This is a genomic window from Pseudomonas sp. GNP012, assembly GCF_054343835.1.
Window position 1 is genome coordinate 4,610,430 of sequence record NZ_JBTGUU010000001.1, and the last position, 25,021, is coordinate 4,635,450.

Annotated in this window: 17 protein-coding genes; 10 read left to right on the forward strand and 7 right to left on the reverse strand. The window is 59.8% G+C overall.

The window, feature by feature from the left end:
* The first annotated feature begins 97 nt into the window (after nt 1-97).
* A complete protein-coding gene (locus tag ACXX83_RS20850) occupies nt 98-1,927 on the forward strand; it encodes a hypothetical protein (protein WP_458549474.1) in 1,830 nt (609 codons plus the stop codon).
* A gap of 6 nt (nt 1,928-1,933) precedes the next feature.
* Here ACXX83_RS20850 and ACXX83_RS20855 read toward each other — a convergent pair whose 3' ends face one another.
* Nucleotides 1,934-2,275: a PA4575 family protein gene (locus ACXX83_RS20855; protein WP_007970902.1), complete on the reverse strand. Its 342-nt coding sequence runs from the start codon at nt 2,273-2,275 to the stop codon at nt 1,934-1,936.
* Nucleotides 2,276-2,597: 322 nt separating this feature from the next.
* On the reverse strand, nt 2,598-5,036 hold the full coding sequence (locus ACXX83_RS20860) for a Lon protease family protein (protein ID WP_008052054.1): 2,439 nt from the start codon (nt 5,034-5,036) through the stop codon (nt 2,598-2,600).
* A gap of 280 nt (nt 5,037-5,316) precedes the next feature.
* Between ACXX83_RS20860 and ACXX83_RS20865 the strand changes: the two genes are divergently transcribed.
* The 3 genes from ACXX83_RS20865 (at nt 5,317) to ACXX83_RS20875 (ending at nt 8,585) form a co-directional block, all read left to right on the forward strand.
* Nucleotides 5,317-5,805 carry a DUF3015 domain-containing protein gene (locus tag ACXX83_RS20865; protein WP_217836410.1) on the forward strand — a complete coding sequence of 163 codons (489 nt, stop codon included), beginning with the start codon at nt 5,317-5,319 and terminating at the stop codon, nt 5,803-5,805.
* A 161-nt stretch (nt 5,806-5,966) separates the two neighbouring features.
* Nucleotides 5,967-7,820, forward strand: a complete 1,854-nt coding sequence (locus ACXX83_RS20870; RefSeq protein WP_458549475.1) for an Lnb N-terminal periplasmic domain-containing protein — start codon at nt 5,967-5,969, stop codon at nt 7,818-7,820.
* A gap of 270 nt (nt 7,821-8,090) precedes the next feature.
* Complete coding sequence (locus ACXX83_RS20875; protein ID WP_007970897.1) at nt 8,091-8,585, forward strand: GreA/GreB family elongation factor; 495 nt, start codon at nt 8,091-8,093, stop codon at nt 8,583-8,585.
* Here ACXX83_RS20875 and gdhA read toward each other — a convergent pair.
* Both gdhA and ettA read right to left on the reverse strand, forming a co-directional pair.
* Entirely contained in the window at nt 8,582-9,919 is a 1,338-nt protein-coding gene (gene gdhA / locus ACXX83_RS20880; protein WP_458549476.1) for an NADP-specific glutamate dehydrogenase, read from the reverse strand. The genes ACXX83_RS20875 and gdhA overlap by 4 nt on opposite strands.
* Nucleotides 9,920-10,293: 374 nt before the next feature.
* Nucleotides 10,294-11,958, reverse strand: coding sequence for an energy-dependent translational throttle protein EttA (gene ettA, locus ACXX83_RS20885; protein WP_007970893.1), 1,665 nt, complete (start codon nt 11,956-11,958; stop codon nt 10,294-10,296).
* A 556-nt stretch (nt 11,959-12,514) separates the two neighbouring features.
* Between ettA and ACXX83_RS20890 the strand changes: the two genes are divergently transcribed.
* From ACXX83_RS20890 to ACXX83_RS20910, 5 genes are all read left to right on the forward strand, one after another.
* Nucleotides 12,515-16,363 (forward strand): sensor domain-containing protein, encoded by a 3,849-nt coding sequence (locus ACXX83_RS20890; protein WP_458549477.1) that lies wholly within the window; start codon nt 12,515-12,517, stop codon nt 16,361-16,363.
* Between the two features lie 224 nt (nt 16,364-16,587).
* A complete protein-coding gene (glyA, locus tag ACXX83_RS20895; RefSeq protein WP_007970889.1) occupies nt 16,588-17,841 on the forward strand; it encodes a serine hydroxymethyltransferase in 1,254 nt (417 codons plus the stop codon).
* Between the two features lie 246 nt (nt 17,842-18,087).
* On the forward strand, nt 18,088-19,401 hold the full coding sequence (locus tag ACXX83_RS20900) for a C4-dicarboxylate transporter DctA (RefSeq protein ID WP_015096905.1): 1,314 nt from the start codon (nt 18,088-18,090) through the stop codon (nt 19,399-19,401).
* Nucleotides 19,402-19,449: 48 nt separating this feature from the next.
* The gene (locus ACXX83_RS20905) at nt 19,450-20,154 is read left to right on the forward strand and encodes a FadR/GntR family transcriptional regulator (protein ID WP_041475084.1); all 705 of its coding nucleotides are present in this window, start codon (nt 19,450-19,452) and stop codon (nt 20,152-20,154) included.
* Nucleotides 20,155-20,179: 25 nt separating this feature from the next.
* Nucleotides 20,180-20,860, forward strand: a complete 681-nt coding sequence (locus ACXX83_RS20910; RefSeq protein ID WP_458549478.1) for a GntR family transcriptional regulator — start codon at nt 20,180-20,182, stop codon at nt 20,858-20,860.
* A gap of 123 nt (nt 20,861-20,983) precedes the next feature.
* On the opposite strand, the gene yjiA is transcribed toward ACXX83_RS20910, so the two are convergent.
* From yjiA to ACXX83_RS20925, 3 genes are all read right to left on the reverse strand, one after another.
* Nucleotides 20,984-21,955, reverse strand: coding sequence for a GTPase (yjiA, locus tag ACXX83_RS20915; protein ID WP_458549479.1), 972 nt, complete (start codon nt 21,953-21,955; stop codon nt 20,984-20,986).
* A 162-nt stretch (nt 21,956-22,117) separates the two neighbouring features.
* The gene (locus ACXX83_RS20920; protein WP_007895266.1) at nt 22,118-22,315 is read right to left on the reverse strand and encodes a YbdD/YjiX family protein; all 198 of its coding nucleotides are present in this window, start codon (nt 22,313-22,315) and stop codon (nt 22,118-22,120) included.
* Nucleotides 22,316-22,330: 15 nt separating this feature from the next.
* Nucleotides 22,331-24,397, reverse strand: a complete 2,067-nt coding sequence (locus tag ACXX83_RS20925; RefSeq protein WP_458549480.1) for a carbon starvation CstA family protein — start codon at nt 24,395-24,397, stop codon at nt 22,331-22,333.
* Between the two features lie 160 nt (nt 24,398-24,557).
* Here ACXX83_RS20925 and ACXX83_RS20930 point away from each other — a divergent pair, with 160 nt between their 5' ends.
* Nucleotides 24,558-24,926: a PilZ domain-containing protein gene (locus ACXX83_RS20930; protein WP_458549481.1), complete on the forward strand. Its 369-nt coding sequence runs from the start codon at nt 24,558-24,560 to the stop codon at nt 24,924-24,926.
* Nucleotides 24,927-25,021: the final 95 nt, after the last annotated feature.

Sequence of the window (25,021 nt, forward strand, 5' to 3'; positions counted from 1 at the left end):
ACGTCGAAAAATCCGCCACCTGCACCTGTGTATCAAGGTTTTTCTGCTAGTGTCCAAATCATTGAACGCTCAGTGATATTGGACAGGAAGACTGGAAATGGATGTGCGATTGCCTTTGACGAGTGCCGGAATTTGCCTGGCACTGCTGCTAAGTGGCTGCTCACCCAGCGATGAAAAGCGCCAGGTCAGCCTCGAAGAAAAAACCGCGCAGTTCGAAAAGTCGCTGGACGCCATCCAGGATCAGAAGCTCAAGGATGCCGTGGCGGAGTTGGGTGGCTCACTGCTGCTGCTCGAGCGCGCGCAACTCAAGCTCGACAGCAAGCCGGCGGAAACCGAATACGGCGAAGACGCCCTTGCCATGCTCAAGCACTACCCGACCCCGCAAGCCCTGGTCGACACCTACATCAACGGGTTGTTCGTGCTGCAAAAGGATTCCAGTTCCGACTACCTGACCGATCTGCAACCGGTGTTTCCCTTCACGTTCAGCGTTCCTGCCGCGTTTTTGTTTCCCCACGGCCTGGAGTGGCAGTCCGTCACCCTGAGCAATAAACGGGTCATTGCCTTCCAGCCGGAATGGTCGGAAACCGACCCCGGCATTCAACTCAGCCCATCGAGTTCCAACCTGACCAACCCCGATGACCTGACAGTGTCTTACCCCTTCATCGAAGGCCTCGACATCGACAAAAAAAATCAGCCGCAGCCCGTGAGCCTGCAGGGTAAGGTCGAAGTCATCGCGCCCCGCAGGCTCTACAGTTTCGACCTGACGAAAAAGGACATCGGCCAGACCCGCACCAATGACAACCTGAGCGTCACCTTGCTCACACTGACGAACAACTACGCGGAAATCGAATACAACGACAGCGCGCCGCTGGCGCCTGAAGTCAGTGAAACACCACTGAACCCGTTGATCGTCCAGGCCAGGGACAGTACCGGGCAATACATCACGCGCGCAGGCTCGATCAACGAAACCGCGACACAAATTGCCTTCTATCGGCAGCAACTGGCCAAGATGCAGCAACAAAAGAGCTGGAGCGAGACGCTGGAAAAGCAACTCGACGAAGAACAACGTTCCTTTGAGAAACGCCAGACCCGACGCTATTCAAAGGTATATTTCAACGGGACGATCGAAACACTCGAAGTCAGCATGCTGGATTTTTCCGCCGTCACGGTCACCCGCAAGGACCTTGACCTGCCGGTCCGGCGCTTCGATGCCGAGACCCCGGACAAGGGCATTCAGCCCTTGAACCTGCCTGTGGTGGTCTATGACGACCAGGCCGCAACCTGGCTAAAAGGGGCAACGCTGAGCGAGGATCAACTGAAAAAGAACGTCAGCATCAGCCAGTCGGTCGACGACCCCAGCGCTGCTCGAATCGAATTCACCCATCTGCGCAGCTTCAACGATGAACTGCTGGGCACATCACTCAACCCCGGTGAAAGCCCGGTGAGCTTCTTTACCGAAGACACTCTTGGCAAACGCGACGAACCGATCGAGCTGTCACCGGAGGCCTACCAGATCGATCCACTGCGCGGCACCATCACCTACGATCTGAATCTGTTTCCGGAAACGCCGGCCTACGCAGTGGGCTCGATGCCACTGTTCCTGGCCACGATCGAGCAAAAAACCCTCGATACCCGTCAACTGCCCAAAGGCCTTGAGCTCAAGGACAATGCTCTGATAGTGAATCTGAAGGCATTTCCCGCCCAGGACTGGCGCTTTTTCGCCAAGGACGACAGTGGCAATTACTTGAAGGAAATTCTATCGGTCAGCCATGGCGCGAACGCACAAGGCCGGGCGCAATTTGCCGTGCATTACTTCTACGGGCAGCCTACGCGCCTGGAAACCTATCAGCGCACTGACCTCGCCACCGTGCAATATGGTTTCGAGGTCAAACTCGACAAGGCCGACATGACACGCCTTGATCAATAGTGCGACTCAGTGCTCGGGGTGAAACTCGAAGCCGCCCAGGTTACGGCAGCGACCACCGTTGATTTCCCGCAACTGGGCTTGCAGGTGCAGGCACCAGATTTGCGGATCGTCGGCCAATTCGTAGCCGTGCAAGGTCAGGCTTTCAACGATGGTGTCGAGGATTGATTCAGCGGCGATTGGACCGTGAAACGGGCCTTGGGCCTTGATGGCCGAAGGTTGTTCACCGGCCATTCCGGCGGCGAACAACAGAGTCCACATGCCCGTGTCTCCCGCCAGCGGACGGATGGCACACTCGATACGGGTCACAAGGCCCAGGCATTGACGAGTGAGGCAGAGGTTGCGCGACATGGCGGCGACCCTCGGTAGATCCGGTATTCAGCCCCCATGTGAAGGCTGTTTCGATCCTGTGATTACTGTCGATATCCCTGAGCAGAGAATAGAAGAAAAGTCTGGCCTGCAGGCCGAGGCGAGACCGAAAGGCGCCGAATGGTCATAGTGTGAATATTGACGTCATTTCGACGACGCTTTGCGGCAGTCCATACATAAAAATGTGGGAGCGAGCCTGCTCGCGAAGGCGGACCGTCAGTCAACACATGGATTGAATGTCAGTCCCTCATCGCGAGCAGGCTCGCTCCCACAGTAGAGCGGTGTAAGTTAGCTCAAGTACGCATCACGCAGGCTTGGTTTCCGCCAGTGCCTCCTGCGCCAACTCCTTCTCGGCTTCCTTCAGATCATCCTCGCTGATCATTTCAGCGATAACCCGCAAGCGCTCCACGACCCGCGCGTTCACGCTGCCTTCAGGGAACTCGCCATTTTCGTCCGGTTCGCCGGCCGGCTCGCCAACCAGCAAACTCAAGGCTTCGTCGGCCTGACGGACCGCGTACACATGGAACTGCCCCGCACGCACCGCAGCCAGCACCTTCTCGTCGAGCATCAGCGTGGCGACGTTGGCGTGAGGAATGATTGCCCCCTGCTCGCCAGTCAACCCGCGGGCTTCGCACAGACGGAAGAAGCCCTCGATCTTCTCGTTGACCCCGCCGACCGCCTGCACTTCGCCGAACTGGTTGATCGAACCGGTGATGGCAAAGCACTGTTTGAGCGGGGTTTTCGACAAGGCCGAGATCAGGGTGCAGGCCTCGCCCAGGGACGCACTGTCGCCATCGACATAACCATAGGATTGCTCCAGGGCGATGCTCGCGGAAATCGCCAGCGGGAATTCCTGGGCGTAGCGGCTGCCCAGATACCCCGTGAGGATCATCACGCCCTTGGAGTGGATCGGCTGGCCGAGGTTGACCTCGCGCTCGATGTCGACAATACCGCTGCCCCCCGGGTACACCGTGGCGGAAATCCGCGCCGGTACACCGAAAGCCGAGTCGCCGACCTCCAGCACAGTCAAGCCGTTGCACTTGCCGACCGCTGCGCCATCAGTGTCGATCAGGATGATCCCGGCCAGCATGTCGTCGAGAATCCGCGCCGAAACCCGCCCGGTTCGCGTCGCCTTGGCCTTGAGTGCCCGCTCGATGTGCCCGGCGTCGGTCATTTCATCACCGGCCAGGTGGCGGATGAAATCGGCCTCGCTGACCAGCTGGAACAAGTCACCGATACGCGCCGACAAGCGCCCCTGGTGCTCGGCCAGGCGGGCGCTGTAAGTCGCCAGACGCGCCACCGCATCGGCGGTCAGAGGTGCCATGCCTTCTTCGGAAGTACGGGTTTTCAGCAACTGGGCGAACTGCTCCAGGCTCTCGTCGACCATCGGGATGTCTTCGTCGAAATCCACCAGGACGCGGAACATCTCCTGGAAATCCGGATCGAGGTCTTGCAGCGTGTAATACAGCTGACGGGCACCGATGATGACGACTTTGACCTGCAGCGGAATGTGTTGCGGTGTCAGGGTCACGGTGGCCAGACGGCCCAGCTCGCCCAGCGGTGATTCCATTTTCAGCTTGCGCGATTGCAGGGCGCGTTTCAGCGCGTCCCACACGAATGGCTCGCTGAGCATTTTGTCCGCTTCAAGGATCAGGAAACCACCGTTGGCCCGGTGCAAGGCCCCCGGCCGCAGTTGGCGGTAGGTGGTGTACAGCGCGCCCTGGTCGGTGCTGTATTCGATACGACCGAAGAGGTTTTCGTAGGTCGGGTGCGGCTCGAACACCACCGGCGCACCGCCGCTGGCCGAGTGACCGACCACCAGGCTCGGCGCGTATTGTTCTTCGAGCAACTTGCGGGCGACAGCGTCGGTCTTGCTGTCGTCCACCAGTTGCTCGACCACGGTCTTGAGCAAATACACCTGCATCGCTTGCAGATAACCGCAAACCGCCGCGTTCTCGGCATACTTCTCCGACAGTGGCGACAACAAGGGCTGCAAGGCCAGGGTGATGGTCTCTTCGTTCAGATGACGCAACTGGTTGCTCGACTCACGCTTCCATTGCGGCAGGCTGGCGAGCTCTTCGTTCAAGCGCTCTTCCAGTGCCGAAATATCTTCGTGAAAGCGGTCGCGCTCGGCTTCCGGCAACTGGGCGAATTCAGCTTCGTCCAACGCCTTGCCGTCACCCATCGGGGTGAAGGCGATATTACTGGCGTCGCGGTAGAGCGCGACGTCCTTCTCCAGCGCCAGACGCTCGATGACGTCCAGGGCCTTGTCGTAGCGCTGGTTGAAGGCGCGGTCGATGCCACTTTTCTTCTGTTGGTAGGACGGATGCTCGAAGACAGCCGGAAACGTCGCCAGCAGGTTGTCGATCAAGCCGTTGATGTCACCGATGAAGGCACCGGCGGTGCCCGACGGCAGTTCCAGTGCGCGCGGCTCGCGCGGCTCATCGAAATTGTTGACGTAGACCCAGTCCGCCGGAGTCTGCAGGCGCTTGCCTTCGGCCTTGAGGTAGCGTTTGACGAACGAGAACCGGCCAGTCCCGGGTTCGCCCATGACGAATACGTTGTAACCGGGGCGTGGCATGGCCACACCGAACTGCAAGGCTTCGACCGCACGTTCCTGGCCAAGCACACCGCGAAAGGGCTCCAGATCATTGGTGGTAGAGAAGCTGAACTGTTCAGCGGAAAACGGACGGGTCAGCGCTTCGGGCGCTAGACGCAAGCTGGCAGCAACAGGATCAGGCATCGGGCTTCCTTAACAATCAGGCGGGGCAGATGGCAGCATTCTGGCGCTGCCCATACCCGACTGGCAAGGAGCGCCGCAGGCCAAAGCATAGACAAGCCGAAACCCCGACGTAGAGCCGCGCCAAATCACTGTTTGCGACGATTGTTTTTGCAAAAAATCACGGAACCCCGCGATCGTGCCTAAACTCCAAACTGCGCGGCTGGACTAATGACCGGCCCACTGGCACCAGACGGGCCAGAACCCCTTGTCAAACTGGTATGCACATAAAGAGAACAAAGCTATGAAACGGATTCTTCTTGGTACTCTCTTCACCGCTGTATCCATCAACGCCATGGCTCAGGCGCCAGGCGGCCCGGATTGCGGTTGGGGCAACATGCTGTTCGAAGGCCAGCGTGGTACTCCGGCTCACTTCCTGGCATCCACCACCAACGGCACTTCCGGCAACGCAACCTTCGGCATGACATCCGGCACCAACGGTTGCGCAACCAATGCGTCGCTGACCTACGGCGGCAAATCCTGGTTTGCCATGAACGGCATGATGAACGAACTGTCCGAAGACATGGCCAAGGGTCAGGGCGAAGCGCTGACCACCTATGCCGTGGTACTGGGCGTCGCGCCGGAAGACCGTGCGCACTTCGCCGCTGTCACTCACGAGCACTTCCAGCAGATCTTCAGCAAGGCTGACGTGACTGCCGAAGATGTGCATACCAACACCCTGAACGTGCTCAAAGCCGACCCTCGTCTGGCCAAGTACGCAACTCAAGCTTAAGCTCGACCCGCCCCGCTTCTTTCGGGAAGCGGGTTTTGTTTTTTGGACCTGCCCCTCTTTGGGAGCGTCGGTAAGTCAACACGCAAATCCTGTGGGAGCGGGTTTGACTGACTGGCACTACCCTGGTCGGGGCTCAGTTTCTTTCGATTAAGTTGCCATCTATGTTCAAACGCCTTGCCTGGCTGGCGCTGTGTGTCTGCGCCCCACTGTCCGCCGCGCCTCACATCGACCCACAACGCTTGCAGCAACTGGCCAACGACCCTTTCTGGATATCCCTGGGCCATTACGAAACCGCCAAGCTCGGCGGCTGGCGCAGCTATGTCAGCGACCGGAAATTCTTCCTCGCCGCCGATGGCAATGAACATCCGGACCATGAACTGGCGGCGACTCTACAAGCCTTGTACGCCCCGGCCAGTGCCGGTGAACAACACGCGCAATGCGTCTACCCGGCGCGCACCCGCTGGCTGAAGGAACAACTCGACCTGACCGGTCTGCCAACGCCGGACTGCGCAGCGTTCAAACAATGGTTCAAGGACGTCTCGCCCGACAGCGCAGTGATGATCTTCCCGGCGGCCTACCTGAACAGCCCCTCCTCGATGTTCGGCCATACCCTGCTGCGCATCGACCAGGCCGAAGTGAAGAGCGACAAGACTTCGCTGCTCAGTTACGCGATCAACTTCGGCGCCTACATCGAAGGCTCGGACAACAGCATCATCTATGCCTGGAAAGGCCTGATGGGCGGTTATCCCGGCCTGTTCGCGATGGTGCCCTATCAGGAAAAGCTCTCGGAATACCGCAGCCTGGAAAACCGCGACCTGTGGGAGTACCGCCTTAACCTGACCCCACAGGAAACCGCGCGCATGGTCGAGCACGTCTGGGAGCTGAAGCAGATCAAATTCGACTATTTCTTCTTCGACGAAAACTGCTCATACCGCTTGCTGGAACTGCTGCAAGTGGCCCGTCCGGGCCTGCGCCTGACCGACCAATTCCCGCTCACGGCCATCCCCACCGACACCGTCAAGGCCGTGAAAGCGGCCGGGCTGGTGGAATCGATCCAGTATCGCCCGTCCCGGGAGCGCGAGTTGCTCAGTCGCGCCGAGCCGTTGAACCCGCAAGAGCAACAATGGGTGCTGAAAGTCAGCGCCGACCAGAAACAACTGCACGACCCGGCGTTCAAGGCACAACCCCGCGACCGCCAGGCGCTGATCATCGATGCCGCCTATCGCCTGGAGCGCTATCGCGCCAACGGCCAGGAACGCGATCCGGCGCGCGCCCAGCGCAGCTTCGAACTGCTGCGGGCGATCAACCAGAACCCGGCGCCGGAGCTGAATATCCCGCAACCCGGCCTGCCTGAAGACGGTCACGAGTCGCGCACCTGGCAGCTCGGTCTCGGCACCCGTGGAGACAAAGCCTTTGGTGAATACGGCTTGCGCATGGCTTATCACGACCTCAATGACAACAGCGAAAGCTTTCCCCTTGGCGCGCAGATCGAAATCCTGCAATTGAAGCTTCGCCAGTACGAAGGCAACGACTGGCAGGTGCAGCAACTGGACCTGGCAACCATTCGCTCCCTGACCCCGCGTAACGAATTGCTGCAACCGCTGTCATGGCAAGTCACAGGTGGCCTGGAACGGGTGCCGGGCAAGCACGATGACCAAACCCTGGTCAGCCATGTCAACGGCGGTGGTGGTGGAACCTGGCAACTGAGCGAGGACATGCTCGGATTTGTCCTGGGCACTGTGCGTATCGAGCACAACAACGACTTCGCCGAATTCATCGCGCCGGCCGCCGGTTTCAACAGTGGGGTGCTGTGGAAAAACCCGCTGGGCAATTTGAGCCTCGAAACCAAGGGCGATTTTTTCACCAATGGTGAAGTGCGCCGCAGCCTGAGCCTGAATCAGCAATGGGAGATCTCCCGCAATCTCGGACTGCGCTTGAGCGCCCAGCGGGAGTTCAGCCATTTGGCGTCGGCCGAGAACGAAGTGATGCTTGAGCTGAAGTGGTATCACTACTGACCCGAACGCACCGCAAATCCCTGTGGGAGCGGGCTTGCTCGCGAATGTGGTGAGTCAGTCAGCATTAATTTTGAATGACAGATCGCATTCGCGAGCAAGCCCGCTCCCACAGGGGTTATGTGGCGTTCGACAAAACCCATACACAGCTTTCACAAACGCTCGACGACCTGCTCGCCGCCCGGGCCTGTCACTCGCCGTAAGTCGCTTTCAGACATCCAGTGAAACCAAATGCCTGCGACCATGGCCCAAATTCTATATCGGGAGAATTTCATGAGCCGTGCCTTCGTCAATGAAGATAACGCCGCCGCGCAAGCCGATCAGCCCGTCGAACGCCAGGTCAGCGCGCAGCCCAATTACGTCACGCCGCAAGGCCTGAGCCTGTTGCAGGGTAAAGTCGCCGAACTGCAAAGCCTGCACGCCGAACAATCGGCAAAAGGCGAGCAGGCCGACAAGCAGCGCCTGGCCGATCTCGAACGTGACCTGCGTTACTTCAAGCAGCGCCTGGGCAGCGCTCAGGTGGTACCCGCCGCGACCTCGACCGAGAAAGTGCAGATCGGCAGTTGGGTGACTTACGCCGATGAACACGCCACCGAACGCCGGGTACAACTGGTGGGCGAAGATCAGGCCGATGCCGCCCACGGCCTGATCAATTGGGGTTCACCGCTGGGGCGGGCACTGCTCGGTGCACGACTCAACGATGAAGTGCTGTGGCAGCGGCCTGCCGGGGATCAACTGATTGAAGTGATCCGTATCGAGCCGACTTAGACCACGCCCTGAGCCAGCATGGCATCGGCAACTTTGACGAAGCCGGCAATGTTCGCGCCCTTGACGTAGTTGACCCGACCATTCTCTTCGCCGTAATGCACGCAGGCGTGGTGAATCGACTGCATGATCGCGTGCAGCTTGCTGTCCACTTCGCCACCGGTCCATGCCAGGCGCATGGCGTTCTGCGACATCTCCAACCCGCTCACCGCCACGCCACCGGCATTGGACGCCTTGCCCGGCGCGAACAGAATGTCGGCCTCGATGAACAGGTCCACCGCCTCCAGGGTGGTCGGCATGTTCGCGCCCTCAGCGACACAGATGCAGCCGTTGCGCAGCAAGGTGCGAGCGGCTTCGGCATCCAGTTCGTTTTGCGTCGCGCACGGCAGCGCGATATCGCAGCTCAGGCTCCACGGAAGCTCACCTGCACGGAACTCCAGGCCAAAACGGCCAGCCAGTTCACGGATGCGCCCGCGCTGTACGTTTTTCAGTTCCAGCACCGCCAGCCATTGCTCCTCGGTCAAACCGCTTTCGCAATACAGTGTGCCTTCGGAGTCGGACAGCGAAATCACTTTGCCGCCCAGGTCCATGACCTTGCGCGCCGCGTATTGCGCGACGTTGCCGGAGCCAGAGATCGCTACGCGTTTACTTTCCACGGCCAGGCCGCGGCGCTTGAGCATTTCTTCGGCGAAGTACACGCAACCGAAACCGGTGGCTTCCGGACGAATCAGGCTGCCGCCGTAGCTTGGACCTTTGCCGGTCAGCACGCTGGTGAACTGGTTACTCAGGCGCTTGTACTGACCGAACAGGAAACCGATTTCCCGCGCGCCGACACCGATATCCCCGGCCGGCACGTCAACGTCCGAGCCAATGTGGCGGTACAGCTCGCTCATGAAGGCCTGGCAGAAGCGCATGACTTCCGCGTCGCTTTTGCCTTTGGGGTCGAAGTCAGAACCACCCTTGCCGCCGCCCATGGGCAATGATGTCAGGGAGTTTTTGAAGGTCTGTTCGAAGGCGAGGAATTTCAGGACGCCCATGTTCACCGACGGGTGAAAACGCAGCCCCCCCTTGTACGGGCCAATCGCGCTGTTCATCTGGATGCGGAACCCGCGATTGACCTGGACCCTGCCCTGATCGTCGACCCATGACACGCGAAACACCACCGCCCGCTCCGGCTCGCAGATGCGCTCCAGGATGCCGGAGGTCAGGTAATGCGGATTGGCTTCAAGAAAGGGCCACAGGGTACGCAGGACTTCTTCGACAGCCTGGTGAAACTCGGGTTGATCCGGGTCGCGTTTTTTCAGGCGCGCAAGGAAGGATTCGACGGATTCGATCATGGAAAAGTCTCGGCAAATTTATTGTCGTTGGAGGAGATTGAGCCGGACTTTAACAAACGATTCGCGCACAAGAACAGAGCAAAATGTCGCATTAATGAAATTAAATGGTGCGTACGATATAAAACAGACCGCTTTTCGGCCTGATATTGCACCTGAATGGGGACTCACCATTAAATTCCTGCACCATCAGGAATACCACCTTCGCGAGCAAGCCCGCTCCCACAGGGATTCGATGTTGAATCGAGAACTGTGCCTTTCACAAAACCCTGTGGGAGCGGGCTTGCTCGCGAAGGCCGCTACTCGGTCTCACTGAAAAAAACGCAAAAAAAAACGGAGCCCGAAGGCTCCGTTCTTTTTATGTAACCAACCCGAAATCAGGCCAGTTTCTTGTGCCGTACACGATGCGGCTGGGCAGCCGCTTCGCCGAGACGCTTTTTACGGTCGGCTTCGTACTCGGTGTAGTTGCCTTCGAAGAACACCGCTTGCGAGTCGTCTTCGTACGCCAGGATGTGCGTCGCGACGCGGTCAAGGAACCACCGGTCGTGGGAGATCACAATGGCGGCGCCCGGGAAGTCCAGCAGGGCCTCTTCCAGAGAACGCAGGGTTTCAACGTCGAGGTCGTTGGACGGTTCGTCGAGCAGCAGGACGTTGCCGCCCTCTTTCAGGGTCAGGGCCAGGTGCAAGCGACCACGTTCACCACCGGACAGGTCCTTGACGAACTTCTGCTGATCGCCGCCCTTGAAGTTGAAGCGACCGACGTAGGTGCGCGACGGGATCTCGTAGTTGCCGATACGGATCTGGTCGGAACCGTCGGAAATCTGCTGGAACACGGTCTTGCTGCCGTCCAGGTCTTCGCGGCTCTGATCCACGCAAGCCAGTTGCACGGTTTCGCCGACTTCGATGCTGCCAGAATCCGGCGTTTCCTTGCCCATCAGCATGCGGAACAGGGTCGATTTACCAGCACCGTTACCGCCGATCACGCCGACGATGGCGCCTTTAGGCATGGAGAACGACAGGTTGTCGATCAGCACGCGGTCGCCGTAGCCCTTGGTGACGTTCTTGAATTCGATGACCTTGTCGCCCAGGCGCGGACCGGCCGGGATGTAGATCTCGTTGGTTTCGCTGCGCTTCTGGAATTCCTGCGATTGCATCTCTTCGAAGCGTTGCAGACGAGCCTTGGATTTCGACTGGCGGGCCTTGGCGCCTTTGCGCACCCATTCCAGTTCTTCCTTCATGGCCTTTTCATGAGCCGACTGCTGCTTGGATTCGGCAGCCAGACGATCGGACTTGGCTTCCAGCCAACCCGAATAGTTGCCCTCGTACGGAATGCCCGCGCCGCGGTCGAGTTCCAGAATCCAGCCAGCGACGTTGTCCAGGAAGTAACGGTCGTGCGTGATCGCAACCACAGTACCCGGGAAGTCGTGCAGGAAATGCTCGAGCCATGCAACGGAGTCGGCGTCCAGGTGGTTGGTCGGTTCGTCGAGCAGCAGCATGTCCGGTGCGGACAGCAGTAGGCGGCACAGGGCCACACGACGCTTTTCACCACCGGACAGGTGTTCGACCTTGGCATCCCAGGCCGGCAGGCGCAACGCATCGGCGGCGACTTCCAACTGGCGCTCCAGGTTGTGGCCGTCGCTGGCTTGCAGGATGGCTTCGAGCTTGGCCTGTTCGGCGGCCAGCTTGTCGAAGTCGGCATCCGGATCGGCGTATGCCGCGTAGACCTCGTCCAGGCGTGCCTGGGCGTCCTTGATCACGCTGACCGCCTCCTCGACCACTTCACGCACGGTCTTGGTCGGATCCAGTTGTGGTTCCTGCGGCAGGTAGCCGATGTTCAGCTCCGGCATCGGACGGGCTTCGCCCTCGAACTCGGTGTCGACGCCAGCCATGATTTTCAGCAGCGTGGACTTACCCGATCCGTTGAGGCCGAGTACACCGATCTTGGCGCCTGGGAAGAACGACAGAGAAATGTTTTTCAGGATTTCCCGCTTCGGCGGAACAACTTTGCCCAGCCGATGCATGGTGAATACGTATTGAGCCATGGAGAACCTAGGGTCAGTGACTGATGAATGATTAGGGCACAGGCGAAGCCTGGCCAGGCTGTGCGCGTCACCCGATTGAGAGCTTTCAATATAGGCGCGCTGAAAAAGCCTGATTATGGGGGCGTTCTCAATTAGTTTCCACGCCGCGTTGTCGCCTTAAAGCGGGCCAGGCAAGGCGCAGGCCGCTGGAAATGGTCGCTCCCTTTCCAAGGCCTGCAACGCAGCCTGGCCCGCTTTAAGGCACAACCCGAAGGGCCGGGTCTGCTGTTGTGCAGGGCTGCGTTGCTCGAAGCTTATTTGGAATGACCAAACCACGCTTCTCGCGCCTTGCCCTGCACAACAGCAGACCCGGCGCGGTGCGGAAACTAATTGAGAACGCCCCCCCGGAGCTGGAACGCTCCCGCGTAACCGGCAAAGCTACCTTAATGACCGATGGCAGTCCAGCCGACGGGCTGGGGCTGGCACTTCGCCACAACTCAAGGCATGCTAGCCGCCCTTCGGGCGTCCGGCTTATAGTGCACGTCGCGCCAGTCCAGCCAAACCGCAGGATTCCAGCTTGTCCAATGTCCCTCCGCCCCTGACTTCCAGTGCGCCGACCATAGCGCCCGGCTCCCCTCTGCGCGGAACCTTGAAGGGCACCTTGGCGACACTTGCATTGTTGCTGCTGGCATTGCTGTTCTGGCAGTTGCTCGATCAGTTGCGCGAAACCCAGAAAAACCAGCGCCAGTACACCATCGACTACACCGCCGATCTGGCCGCTCAGGTCAGCCTGAACATGGCACTCAACGCGCAGATCGCCCTCAACCTGTTGCCTATCGTCGAGCAACCGCAGGACGCCGACGAGTTGCAGGCCCTGCTACGCAAGCTGCAACAGTCGCTGCCGGAACTGCGCAGCCTGGCCTTGCTCAGCCCCTCAGGGAAAGTCATCCGTGACAGCGCTCCCGACAGCGATGACAGCGACTACCTGGGTGAACTGGTACGCCGCAGCCACGCCCAGGCGCACTACTTCAGCAATGCCACCGATGGTTCCGTGGTGCATTTATTGCTGCATCAGGCCAGCGGCAGTTCCCGGGGCTACTGGGCCTTGCGCCTGACACCGACCTTCTTTTCGTCCTTGACCAAGCAAAGCGAGACCGGCAGCCGTCCGTTGTGGCTGGTGGAAAACCGCATCAATCATCAGATCATCAGCCGTGACGAAGGGCTGCCCTCGGTCAATCCGGGCACACTGACCGAGGACGATGTCGCCAACAGTGTGCTGACGGTTCCGCTGAGCAGCAGCGATTGGCAATTGCGCGGCTTGTTTGACCGTCAGCGCGTACTGGAAGCGCTGCTGCCGGCGTTCATCGGCAAATGCCTGCTGGGCCTGGCGTTTTCCATGCTGCCGTTCATCGCTTTGCTGAACATGCGCCGGCGTCAACGCCAATTGCATGAGGGCCGTCGGCGTTATCAGGACATTTTCGAAGGCACCGGTGTGGCCTTGTGCGTCCTCGACATGTCAGGGCTGAAGAGCTTTTTCGACAAGGCACACCTGCAGGACAGCGAACAACTGCAAGCGTGGCTGGCGATCCCGGAAAAACGCCGACAACTGGTGCAGGAACTGCGGATCACCGAGGTCAACCAGGTCGCACTGCAGTTGCTCAATGTCGATAACGCCAATAAAGCCTGGAAGCTGCTGATCGACGGCCATCCGCTGGACGGCACCGCCATCGGTAACCAGGTGCTCGACGCGGTGCTCAATCAGCAGCAACAGCTTGAGCTGGAAATCAAATTGCAGGATGCCGGCGGTCGCGACCAGCACCTGTGGCTGGTACTGCGCCTGCCGCAAACCCAGGACGACTATAAATCGGTAATTTTGAGCATCACCGACATCACCAGCCGCAAGCTCATCGAACTGTCGTTGCAGGAACGCGAAGGGTTTTGGTCGGACGTGGTGCGTACCGTACCGGATCATCTGTATGTGCAGGATGTAATCAGCCAGCGCATGATCTACAGCAACCACCATCTGGGCCAGACGCTGGGTTACAACCGCACCGAACTGCACCAGATGGGCGAATACTTCTGGGAAATCCTCCTGCACCCCGAAGACGCCGACTATTACCACCGCTCCCGCCAGGTCCAGCGCCAGGCCGGTTATCGCCAGTTGATGCAGTGTCAGTTGCGCTTCCGCCATCGGGACGGCCAGTGGCGACGCTTCGAGATTCGCGAGCAGGCACTGGCGCGGGACAACGAGGACCAGGTCACGCGGATCATCGGCGTGGCCAAAGACGTCACCGACCAGATCGAAGCCAGCGAATCCCTGCGCGACAGCGAGCAGCGCTACCGCATGCTCGCCGAAAGCATCAGCGACGTGATTTTCTCCACTGACAGCCGCCTCAACCTCAATTACGTCAGCCCTTCGGTGCAAGCCGTGCTGGGCTATGACGCCGAGTGGATCTTCCAGAACGGCTGGCAATCGACCATCGCCAACCCGCAACAACTGACCGGCATCTACCACCTGATGGACCGGGTCAGCAAGGCGCTGGATCAGCCGGACCAACTGGCGGTGTTACGCAGCCAGGTACAAACCCAACTGTTCCTGTTCGATTGCCTGCGGGCCGACGGGCGCAAGATCCCCATCGAACTGCGTCTGGTATTGGTCTGGGACGAACACGGGACGTTCGAAGGCGTGCTTGGCGTGGGCCGCGACATCAGCCAGCAACGCCGGGCCGAAAAAGACTTGCGCATGGCCGCCACGGTATTCGAGCACTCGACCTCGGCGATCCTGATCACCGACCCGGCCGGCTACATCGTCCAGGCCAACGAAGCCTTCAGCCGTGTCAGCGGCTATGCCGTGGAACAGGTGCTCGACCAGTTGCCGAACATGCTGACCGTCGACGAGCAGCAAGAAGCGCATCTGCGTTATGTGCTCAAGCAATTGGGCCAGCACAGTACCTGGGAAGGCGAAGTCTGGCTCAAGCGCCGCAACGGCGAGCATTACCCGGCCTGGGTCGGGATTACCGCCGTACTAGACGACGAAGGCGACCTGGCCAGTTATGTGTGTTTCTTCAGCGACATCAGCGAGCGCAAGGCCAGCGAGCAGCGGATTCATCGCCTCGCCTACTACGACGCCCTGACCCACCTGCCCAACCGCACGCTGTTCCAGGATCGCCTGCACACGGCACTGCAATCGGCCGAACGGCAAAAGTCGTGGGTGGTGCTGATGTTCCTCGATCTCGATCGCTTCAAACCGATCAACGACTCCCTGGGCCACGCCGCCGGCGACCGCATGCTCAAGGAGATGGCCACGCGCCTGCTCGGTTGCGTCGACGATGACGACACTGTGGCGCGCATGGGCGGTGACGAGTTCACCTTGCTCCTGCAACCGCGCGCCAACCGTGAAATCGCCCTGAACCGGGCCATTCATGTGGCCGAACAGATTCTCGCCAGCCTGGTGAAACCCTTCGTGCTCGAGGGCCGCGAGTTCTTCGTCACGGCCAGTATCGGCATCGCCCTGAGTCCGCAGGATGGCAACGAACTCAGCCAGTTGATGAAGAACGCCGACACGGCCATGTACCACGCCAAGGAACGTGGCAAGAACAACTTCCAGTTCTATCAGGCGGACATGAACGCCAGCGCCCTCGAGCGACTGGAACTGGAAAGCGATTTGCGCCATGCCCTGGAACAGAACGAATTCGTGCTGTATTACCAGCCGCAGTTCAGCGGCGACGGCAAGCGCCTGACCGGTGCCGAGGCGCTGTTGCGCTGGCGTCATCCCCGCCGCGGGCTGGTGCCGCCGGGGGATTTCATTCCGGTGCTCGAAGAGCTCGGGCTGGTGGTGGATGTCGGCGACTGGGTGATCAGCGAAGCCTGCCGTCAACTCAAGGCCTGGCATCAGGCCAGGGTACGTGTGCCGAAGGTGTCGGTGAACATCTCGGCGCGGCAGTTCTCCGACGGCCAGCTCGGTACGCGCATCGCCACCATCCTCAAGGAAACCGGCCTGCCGCCGGCGTGCCTGGAACTGGAACTCACCGAAAGTATCCTGATGCGCGAAGTCAGCGAGGCGATGCAGATCCTCGACGGCCTGAAGAACCTCGGCCTGAGCATTGCAGTCGACGACTTCGGTACCGGTTACTCATCGCTCAACTACCTCAAGCAGTTCCCGATCGACGTACTGAAAATCGACCGCACCTTCGTCGACGGATTGCCGTCGGGCGAACAGGATGCGCAGATCGCCCGGGCGATCATCGCCATGGCCCACAGCCTTAACCTGGCGGTGATCGCCGAGGGTGTCGAGACCCATGAACAGCTGGACTTCCTGCGCGAGCACGGTTGCGACGAGGTGCAGGGGTATCTGTTCGGCCGGCCGATGCCGGCGGGGCGGTTTGAGGGGCAGTTCAGCAATGATGCGCTGTTCATGTTTGACTGAAGCCTTGCGGTGATGCGGGCGGCCCCCTTCGCGAGCAAGCCCGCTCCCACATTTGGAATGTGTTCCCCTGTGGGAGCGGGCTTGCCCGCGAAGAGGCCCGTCCAGGCACCGCATATCCGCTCATGAAGCCCACTTGTCTGCGACATGATGCCGTTTCATATGCCATCTAAAACCCATTGGGTTAGAATGCCCCCCTTTTCCGCCCCCGATCCCTGAGGACCGCCATGTTCAGCCGTGATTTGACTATTGCCAAGTACGACGCCGATCTCTTTGCCGCCATGGAGCAAGAAGCTCAGCGCCAGGAAGAGCACATTGAGCTGATCGCTTCGGAAAACTACACCAGCCCTGCCGTGATGGAAGCTCAAGGCTCGGTACTGACCAACAAGTACGCCGAAGGCTACCCGGGCAAGCGCTACTACGGTGGTTGCGAGTACGTCGACATCGTCGAGCAATTGGCTATCGATCGCGCCAAAGAGCTGTTCGGCGCCGACTACGCCAACGTTCAGCCGCACGCCGGCTCGCAAGCCAACAGCGCCGTTTACCTGGCCCTGCTGTCGGCCGGCGACACCATCCTGGGCATGAGCCTGGCCCACGGCGGTCACCTGACCCACGGTGCCAGCGTTTCGTCCTCGGGCAAGCTGTACAACGCCATCCAGTACGGCATCGACGCCAATGGCCTGATCGACTACGACGAAGTCGAGCGCCTGGCCGTTGAGCACAAGCCGAAAATGATCGTGGCCGGTTTCTCTGCCTACTCGCAGATCCTCGACTTCCCGCGCTTCCGTGCAATCGCCGACAAGGTAGGTGCCTACCTGTTCGTCGACATGGCCCACGTGGCCGGTCTGGTCGCCGCTGGCGTCTACCCGAACCCGGTTCCATTCGCTGACGTCGTGACCACCACCACCCACAAGACCCTGCGCGGTCCACGTGGCGGCCTGATCCTGGCTCGCGCCAACGCCGACATCGAGAAGAAGCTGAACTCCGCGGTATTCCCGGGTGCCCAGGGCGGCCCGCTGGAGCACGTGATCGCAGCCAAGGCGATCTGCTTCAAGGAAGCGCTGCAGCCTGAGTTCAAGGCATACCAGCAACAAGTGGTGAAAAACGCCCAGGCCATGGCCAGCGTATTCATCGAGCGTGGCTTCGACGTGGTTTCCGGCGGTACCCAGAACCACCTGTTCCTGTTGTCGCTGATCAAGCAGGAAATCTCCGGTAAAGACGCCGACGCCGCTCTGGGCAAAGCGTTCATCACCGTGAACAAGAACTCCGTGCCAAACGATCCACGCTCCCCGTTCGTCACCTCCGGCCTGCGCTTCGGCACTCCGGCTGTGACCACTCGTGGCTTCAAGGAAGCAGAGTGCAAGGAACTGGCCGGCTGGATCTGCGACATCCTGGCTGACCTGAACAACGAAGCGGTAATCGACGCCGTTCGTGAGAAGGTCAAGGCCATCTGCAAGAAGCTGCCGGTGTACGGCGCTTAATTGCGACGTTAAATCCGCAGCATGAAAAACCGGCCAAGTGATTGGCCGGTTTTTTTTCGCCCGCGATTTCCCTTTAGGCCACTGGTCAGACCGGTCATGCCAATTTTATGCTTTCCACTTGTAATCGAGAAAAAATCCAGCGTAGACTGCGCCTGCACTGGACATACCGGTAAGACCACAATAATTAAGTCCTGAATCTGATGTGCCCCGCACACGGCAGCCAGGACACCGACCAGGATTCCTCCCATGCTCAGATGGTGCTCGCGTTCAATCTTCCTCCAAGTGGTTCTCGGACTGGTGCTCGGCATCGTCTGCGGGCTGACCCTTCCCGAATACTCCGCCCAACTCAAACCCCTCGGCGACGGTTTCATCAAGCTGATCAAGATGCTCATCGGCTTGATCGTGTTCTGCGTGGTGGTCAGCGGCATCAGCGGCGCCGGCGACCTGAAAAAGGTCGGGCGCATCGGCCTGAAATCGGTGATCTACTTCGAAGTGCTGACCACCATCGCCCTGGTGATCGGCCTGGTGCTCGCCTTCAGCACCGGCATCGGCAGCGGTGCGAACATTCACCTGGAGCAGCTTTCCGCAGCCGACATGGGCGATATTGCCCAGCGCAGTCAGCACATGCACACCACTGCGCAGTTCTTGATGAACCTGATTCCGACTTCGGTGATCGGTGCCTTTGCCGATAACAATATCCTGCAGGTCCTGCTGTTTTCAGTGTTGTTCGGCAGTGCACTGAATCTGGTGGGCGAGGCGGCATCGGGTATTTCGCGGCTGATCAACGAACTCAGCCATGTGATCTTCCGCATCATGGGCATGATCGTGCGACTGGCACCGATCGGTGTATTCGGTGCGATCGCCTTCACCACCAGCAAATATGGCCTGGACTCGCTGCAGCACCTGGGCAGTCTGGTCGGCCTCTTCTACCTGACCTGCGTTGCCTTCGTGGCCCTGATTCTCGGCCTGGTGATGCGCCTTTCCGGCTTGAAGATGTGGCCGTTGCTCAAGTACCTGCGCGAAGAACTGCTGATCGTCATGGGCACCGCTTCGTCCGACGCGGTGCTGCCACAAATCATGCGCAAGCTTGAGCATCTGGGCATCGGCAGTTCGACGGTCGGGTTGGTGATTCCAACGGGGTACTCGTTCAACCTCGACGGTTTCTCGATCTACCTGACCCTGGCCATCGTGTTCATCGCCAACGCCACCGGCACGCCGCTGGCCATGACTGACCTGCTGACCATACTGCTGGTGTCGCTGATCACATCAAAAGGCGCCCACGGTATTCCGGGCTCGGCGCTGGTGATTCTGGCGGCCACCCTGACAGCCGTTCCGGCAATTCCGGTGGTGGGCCTGGTACTGGTGCTGGCCGTGGACTGGTTCATGGGCATCGGCCGGGCGCTGACCAACCTGATTGGCAACTGTGTGGCGACCGTGGCCATCGCGCGATGGGAAAAGGACATCGATGTGCAGCGGGCGAACAAGGTACTTTCCGGCCAGGCGGGTTATACCTTTCAGCCAAGAAAACCGGTTGCTCAAGCGGCAGCCAAAGAATTCTGAATGATCGCCGTGCCTGCCGACCGCAGGCACGGCTCGTGGAGCGAACAAGTGATTACCTCATCAACCGTCGTCAATTCAGTGGTAGAAAAACTTCGGGCCGCTTTGGCCCGAGGTCAGTGGCGCTCCGGCGAAATGTTGCCTGGGCAACGTGAGCTGGCCGAACAACTGGGTATCAGCCGTCCGAGCCTGCGTGAAGCCGTCATCGTTCTGGAAACCCTCGGACTGGTGCGCTCGATGCCGGGCAAAGGCGTGGTGGTGCTCGAAGCCAATCTCGCCGACAGCCAGGCCCATGACAACGCGGTGGCCGCAGCGAGCCTGGAAGACGTGCTGCAACTGCGCTACACCCTTGAGCCATTCATCGTCGGCCTGGTCGCGCAGTCCATCAGCAGCAAGGAGGTCGGGCAACTGCGCCTGACCTTGATGGACATGCGCGAAGCCCTGGAGGCCAATGACAGTGAAGCCGGCGTAAACGCCTACATTGCGTTCCACGAAGAGCTGTTCACGCTGACGTCGAACCCGATCTTCCAGAGTGTGGTGCAGCAAACCAGCAATGCCCTCAAGCAAAGCGCCGAAGTGTTGCGCAACTCCCCGGAGCATCTGGCCGAGCGACTTGAAGAAAACGAAGCCGTGGTGCGGGCAATCCGCAGCAAGAACAGCGCCCAGGCCAGCGCCGAGATGCGCCGGCACATACTGCGCGAAGGCCAACGCATGGGTATCGAACTGAACATCCCGGAAGACAACCTCGGCAGTTGAAACCTCTTCGAACTGGAGATCGGCCATGAACCGCTTCGCCTCGCCACAAACACTCGCCACCCTGCCCGTCCGCCCTTCAGTGGATGATCTGTACTCACGGGTCCTCGAGGCCATTTTCGAGCAGCGCATCCATTCGGCCAGTCGCTTTACGGAAGAAAGCCTTGCGCAGATGTTCGGTGCAAGGCGCAGCGACATGCGGGAGGTGCTGATGCGACTGTCCCATCAGCACATCATCCTCCTTCGCGCCAACCATCGCCCCCGCGTCGCCGAGCCTGATGCCGAGCAGACCCGACAGACACTGCATGCCCGGCGGCTGGCCGAGATCATGCTGTTGCGGCTGGCCAGTCAGCGAGCGTGCCCGCAAGACTTGAAGCGCCTGCGGACACTGGTCGAAAACGAGCGTCAATGCGCCGAGCGTGGCCGGGCGATTCGTTTGTCGGGAGAGTTTCATTTGCAGTTGGCACAAATGGCGGGAAATGCACCGCTAGCGCATTTTCTTGAGAGCCTTGTCCCACTGACTTCGTTGGCGATTGCGCAGTGTGAGGAGCAGATGCACAGCTGTTGTGCCTGGCAGGATCATTTGGCGATTGTTGATGCTGTTGAACGTGGAAATACTGCGACAGCGACCATGCTGATTAACCGGCATCTGGATCTTCTGGAACAGACACTGCTCAATACAGCCCGTGAACATTGTGTTGCCGGCTAGATCGCATCGCGGGCAAGCCCGCTCCCACAGTGTTCGAGGATGAGCACAGACATTGTGTTCAACCAGAAACCTGTGGGAGCCGGGCTTGCCCGCGATGGCGTCCTCAAAGACGCCATAAAAACCTCAGACCGCCGCCGCCCGTGCAAAACCCTCACGAATTTTCTCTTCCGGCAAATCGTCAGCAATGAACACGATCACGCTCTCGCGCACTTCGTCTTCAGCCCACTCGGTATCCCAGTCGAAACCATAAAGCTTCAGTACCCCCTGAAATACCATGCGCCGTGGTTCATCGAGGATGTTCAATACACCTTTGTAGCGCAGCAACTGCTTGCCATGTGCCTCCAGCAGTTCGTTCATGAACTCACTGAGCTTGTCGATATCCAGCGGCTTTTCAGTGCGCAGGACCAGACTGGAAATACGATCGATGGACGGTGCCTGGCTGACCGGTCGCAAACTCACACCGCCACCGAGGTCGGCGTTGAGATTGAAACCGCGTACGTCCAGCAATTCGGCCAGGTCGATCTTGCCGTGGTCGACCACGCGGATCGGGGCACGACGGTTGATGCGGGTCAGGCGCTCGCTCAACGCGGTGAAGGTCGGTTCGTCTACCAGATCGCGCTTGCTCACCAGCAAGCGGTCGGCGAAACCGATCTGGGCCTGGGCGATGGTCTGGGTCAGGTGCAAGTCGGCATGTGCCGCGTCGACCAGCGTGATGATGCCGTCGAGGATGTAGCGCTCGCGCAGTTCTTCATCGATGAAGAAGGTTTGCGCCACGGGTGCTGGGTCGGCCAGGCCGGTGCATTCGATCACGAGCCGGTCGAAGGCAATGTCGCCCTGGTCCAGACGTTCGAGCAGCAGATAAAGCGCTTTGGTCAGGTCGGTATGGATGGTGCAGCAGACGCAGCCGTTGGAGAGCGTCATCACTTGGACCGGTTCATCACCCAACAACTGGGTATCGATGCCGGCGTCGCTGAATTCGTTCTCGATCACGGCGATTTTCAGGCCGTGCTCGGCCTTGAGCAGGTGGCGCAACAGGGTGGTCTTGCCGGCGCCGAGGAAGCCGCTGAGGATCGTGACCGGGATGGGGGAGGACAAACTGGATCTCCTTTTTCACAAGATGAAAACACAACACAGAACAAATGTGGGAGCGGGCTTGCTCGCGAAGGGGTCGTGTCAGTCGACATGAATGTTGAATGACACACCGCTTTCGCGAGCAAGCCCGCTCCCACAGGTATTGCTGTTAATCCGACGACCGGATCAACAGCACTTCGGCCCACCCTTGCCACCGTAACGGGCTTCCTGACGCTCCCGAAAGAACATCTCGTAGCTCATCACCGGTTTGTCCGGGTGCTTGGTCTGCATGTGCTCGACGTAGTTGTCGTAGTCGGGCATGCCGACCATCAGGCGCGCGGCCTGACCGAGGTATTTACCGAGGCGACTCAGGTCATTGAACATGATGCAAATCCTCGATCACGCTTCCGGCAGAGCCTGGAATGGCGCTTCTTTATCCGTACGCTCTTTGCTGCCCCAGGCGGAAATACCGACCTTGAGCGCATAGAACAGGATGCTGAACACCACGCACAGAAACAGCGCGGTCAGCGTGGCGTTGGTGTAGGCGTTGAAAATCACGTGCTGCATCTGCGTGATGTCCTTGGCCGGGGCGAGGATCTGGCCGTTAGCCAATGCATCGCTGTATTTTTTCGCCAGGGCGAGGAAGCCGATCGCCGGGTTGGCATCGAACAGCTTGATGAAGCCGGCGGTGGTGGTGCAAATCAGCAACCACATGGCTGGTACCAGGGTCACCCAAATGTAGCGCTGGCGTTTCATCTTGATCAGCACCACGGTGCCGAGCATCAGCGCGATACCGGCCAGCATCTGGTTGGAGATACCGAACAGCGGCCACAAGGTGTTGATGCCGCCCAGCGGGTCGATCACGCCCTGGTACAGCAGATAACCCCACATGGCCACGCAACCGGCGGTGGCGATCAGGTTGGCGGTCCAGGACTCGGTGCGGCGCAAGGCCGGCACGAACGAGCCGAGCAGGTCCTGGAGCATGAAGCGCCCGGCACGGGTACCGGCGTCGACTGCGGTCAGGATGAACAGCGCTTCGAACAGGATCGCGAAGTGGTACCAGAACGCCATGGTGTTCTCGCCCGGCAGAACACTGTGCAGGATCTGCGCGATCCCCACCGCCAGGGTCGGCGCACCACCGGCACGGGCCAGGATGGTGGTTTCACCAATGTCATGGGCCACCGCTTGCAGGGCTTCCGGGGTAATCGCGAAGCCCCAGTTACTGACGGCTGTGGCAACGGCCACAACATCACTGCCGACCACGGCCGCCGGGCTGTTCATGGCGAAGTACACGCCAGGCTCGATCACCGAGGCGGCGACCATCGCCATGATGGCCACGAACGATTCCATCAGCATGCCACCGTAACCGATGTAGCGGGCATTGGTTTCGTTATCCAGCAGCTTCGGCGTGGTACCGGAAGAGATCAGCGCGTGGAAACCCGACACCGCGCCACAGGCGATGGTGATGAACAGGAACGGGAACAGACCGCCCTTCCAGACCGGGCCGGTGCCGTCGATGAACTGTGTCAGGGCCGGCATTTTCAGCTCGGGCATGGTCACCAGGATGCCGATGGCCAGGGCGACGATGGTACCGATTTTCAGGAAGGTCGACAGGTAGTCACGGGGCGCCAGGATCAGCCACACCGGCAACACGGCGGCAACGAAACCGTAGCCGATCAGCATCCAGGTGATCTGGATACCGGTAAAGGTAAAGGCCTTGGCCCACACCGGATCCGCGGCAATCTGCCCGCCGAGCCAGATCGAGCCGAGCAGCAACAGCACGCCGATCACCGAGATCTCACCGATGCGGCCCGGGCGGATGTAGCGCATGTAGATGCCCATGAACATCGCGATCGGGATGGTCGCCATCACCGTGAAAATGCCCCAAGGGCTCTCGGCCAGGGCCTTGACCACGATCAGCGCCAGCACCGCGAGGATGATGATCATGATCAGGAAGCAACCGAACAGCGCGATGGTGCCGGGGATGCGGCCCATTTCTTCACGGACCATGTCGCCCAGGGAGCGGCCGTTGCGGCGGGTGGACATGAACAGGACCATGAAGTCCTGCACAGCACCGGCCAGCACCACGCCGGCGATCAGCCACAGCGTGCCGGGCAGGTAGCCCATCTGCGCCGCCAGTACCGGGCCGACCAGCGGACCGGCACCGGCAATGGCCGCGAAGTGGTGACCGAACAGCACGTGTTTGTTGGTCGGAACATAGTCCAGACCATCGTTATTGAGCACAGCCGGCGTGGCCCGTCGCGCATCGAGCTGCATGACATTGTTGGCGATGAACAGACTGTAGTAACGGTATGCGACCAGATAGATGGCCACGGCAGCGACCACAATCCACAAGGCATTGATTGCCTCCCCTCGGCGTAATGCCACAACACCCAGGGCGCACGCACCTACGATTGCCAGCACCAGCCAGGGCAGATGGCGTAGCGGGCTATTATTATTTTTCATTTTATTATTCCAGCCAGAGTGGACAAGAAAGACAGCCACACCGAGTTTAGCGCTCCTGACGGCAAAGGCCATACCCCGACATAGGTCTGGACACCCGCCAGCGCTGGCAGCCTTGAAGAATGCCGGTCTATAGTCAGCGTACATCTACGAGGATCGTGCCATGAGCGAGCACCCTGCCGACCGTCGCCGCTTCAAACGTATTGCATTCGATGCCCGAACCGAGCTGAGTCAAGGTGAGTTCACCTGGCCGGTGAAGTTGGTTGATCTGTCGTTCAAAGGGGTGCTGATTGAGCGCCCCGATTCGTGGCAGGGCAATCCGCAGCAGGATTTTCTGATCGACATTCATCTGAGCGAAGACGTCGACATCACCATGGATGCGAAACTGGCCCACGATGACCATGGCCAACTCGGGTTTGTCTGCCTGCACATCAGTCTGGAGTCCATCGAACGGCTGCGACGGCTGATCGAGCTCAACCTGGCCGACGAGGTCGAACTCGAACGGGAGTTGGGGGCACTGATCGAAATCTGAGCGCACCTCCCTGTAGGAGCTGCCGCAGGCTGCGATCTTTTGATCTTGAAAATGCAAGATCAAAAGATCGCAGCCTGCGGCAGCTCCTACAGGGA

Excerpts from the sequence above, each read along its gene's own strand:
- ACXX83_RS20930 (WP_458549481.1), top strand. The coding sequence starts at position 24,558 with ATGAGCGAGCACCCTGCCGACCGTCGCCGCTTCAAACGTATTGCATTC.
- ACXX83_RS20865 (WP_217836410.1), top strand. The coding sequence starts at position 5,317 with ATGAAACGGATTCTTCTTGGTACTCTCTTCACCGCTGTATCCATCAAC.
- ACXX83_RS20870 (WP_458549475.1), top strand. The coding sequence starts at position 5,967 with ATGTTCAAACGCCTTGCCTGGCTGGCGCTGTGTGTCTGCGCCCCACTG.
- ettA (WP_007970893.1), bottom strand. The coding sequence starts at position 11,958 with ATGGCTCAATACGTATTCACCATGCATCGGCTGGGCAAAGTTGTTCCG.
- ACXX83_RS20925 (WP_458549480.1), bottom strand. The coding sequence starts at position 24,397 with ATGAAAAATAATAATAGCCCGCTACGCCATCTGCCCTGGCTGGTGCTG.
- ACXX83_RS20855 (WP_007970902.1), bottom strand. The coding sequence starts at position 2,275 with ATGTCGCGCAACCTCTGCCTCACTCGTCAATGCCTGGGCCTTGTGACC.
- ACXX83_RS20875 (WP_007970897.1), top strand. The coding sequence starts at position 8,091 with ATGAGCCGTGCCTTCGTCAATGAAGATAACGCCGCCGCGCAAGCCGAT.
- ACXX83_RS20900 (WP_015096905.1), top strand. The coding sequence starts at position 18,088 with ATGCTCAGATGGTGCTCGCGTTCAATCTTCCTCCAAGTGGTTCTCGGA.
- glyA (WP_007970889.1), top strand. The coding sequence starts at position 16,588 with ATGTTCAGCCGTGATTTGACTATTGCCAAGTACGACGCCGATCTCTTT.
- gdhA (WP_458549476.1), bottom strand. The coding sequence starts at position 9,919 with ATGATCGAATCCGTCGAATCCTTCCTTGCGCGCCTGAAAAAACGCGAC.
- ACXX83_RS20860 (WP_008052054.1), bottom strand. The coding sequence starts at position 5,036 with ATGCCTGATCCTGTTGCTGCCAGCTTGCGTCTAGCGCCCGAAGCGCTG.
- ACXX83_RS20910 (WP_458549478.1), top strand. The coding sequence starts at position 20,180 with ATGAACCGCTTCGCCTCGCCACAAACACTCGCCACCCTGCCCGTCCGC.
- ACXX83_RS20920 (WP_007895266.1), bottom strand. The coding sequence starts at position 22,315 with ATGTTCAATGACCTGAGTCGCCTCGGTAAATACCTCGGTCAGGCCGCG.
- ACXX83_RS20850 (WP_458549474.1), top strand. The coding sequence starts at position 98 with ATGGATGTGCGATTGCCTTTGACGAGTGCCGGAATTTGCCTGGCACTG.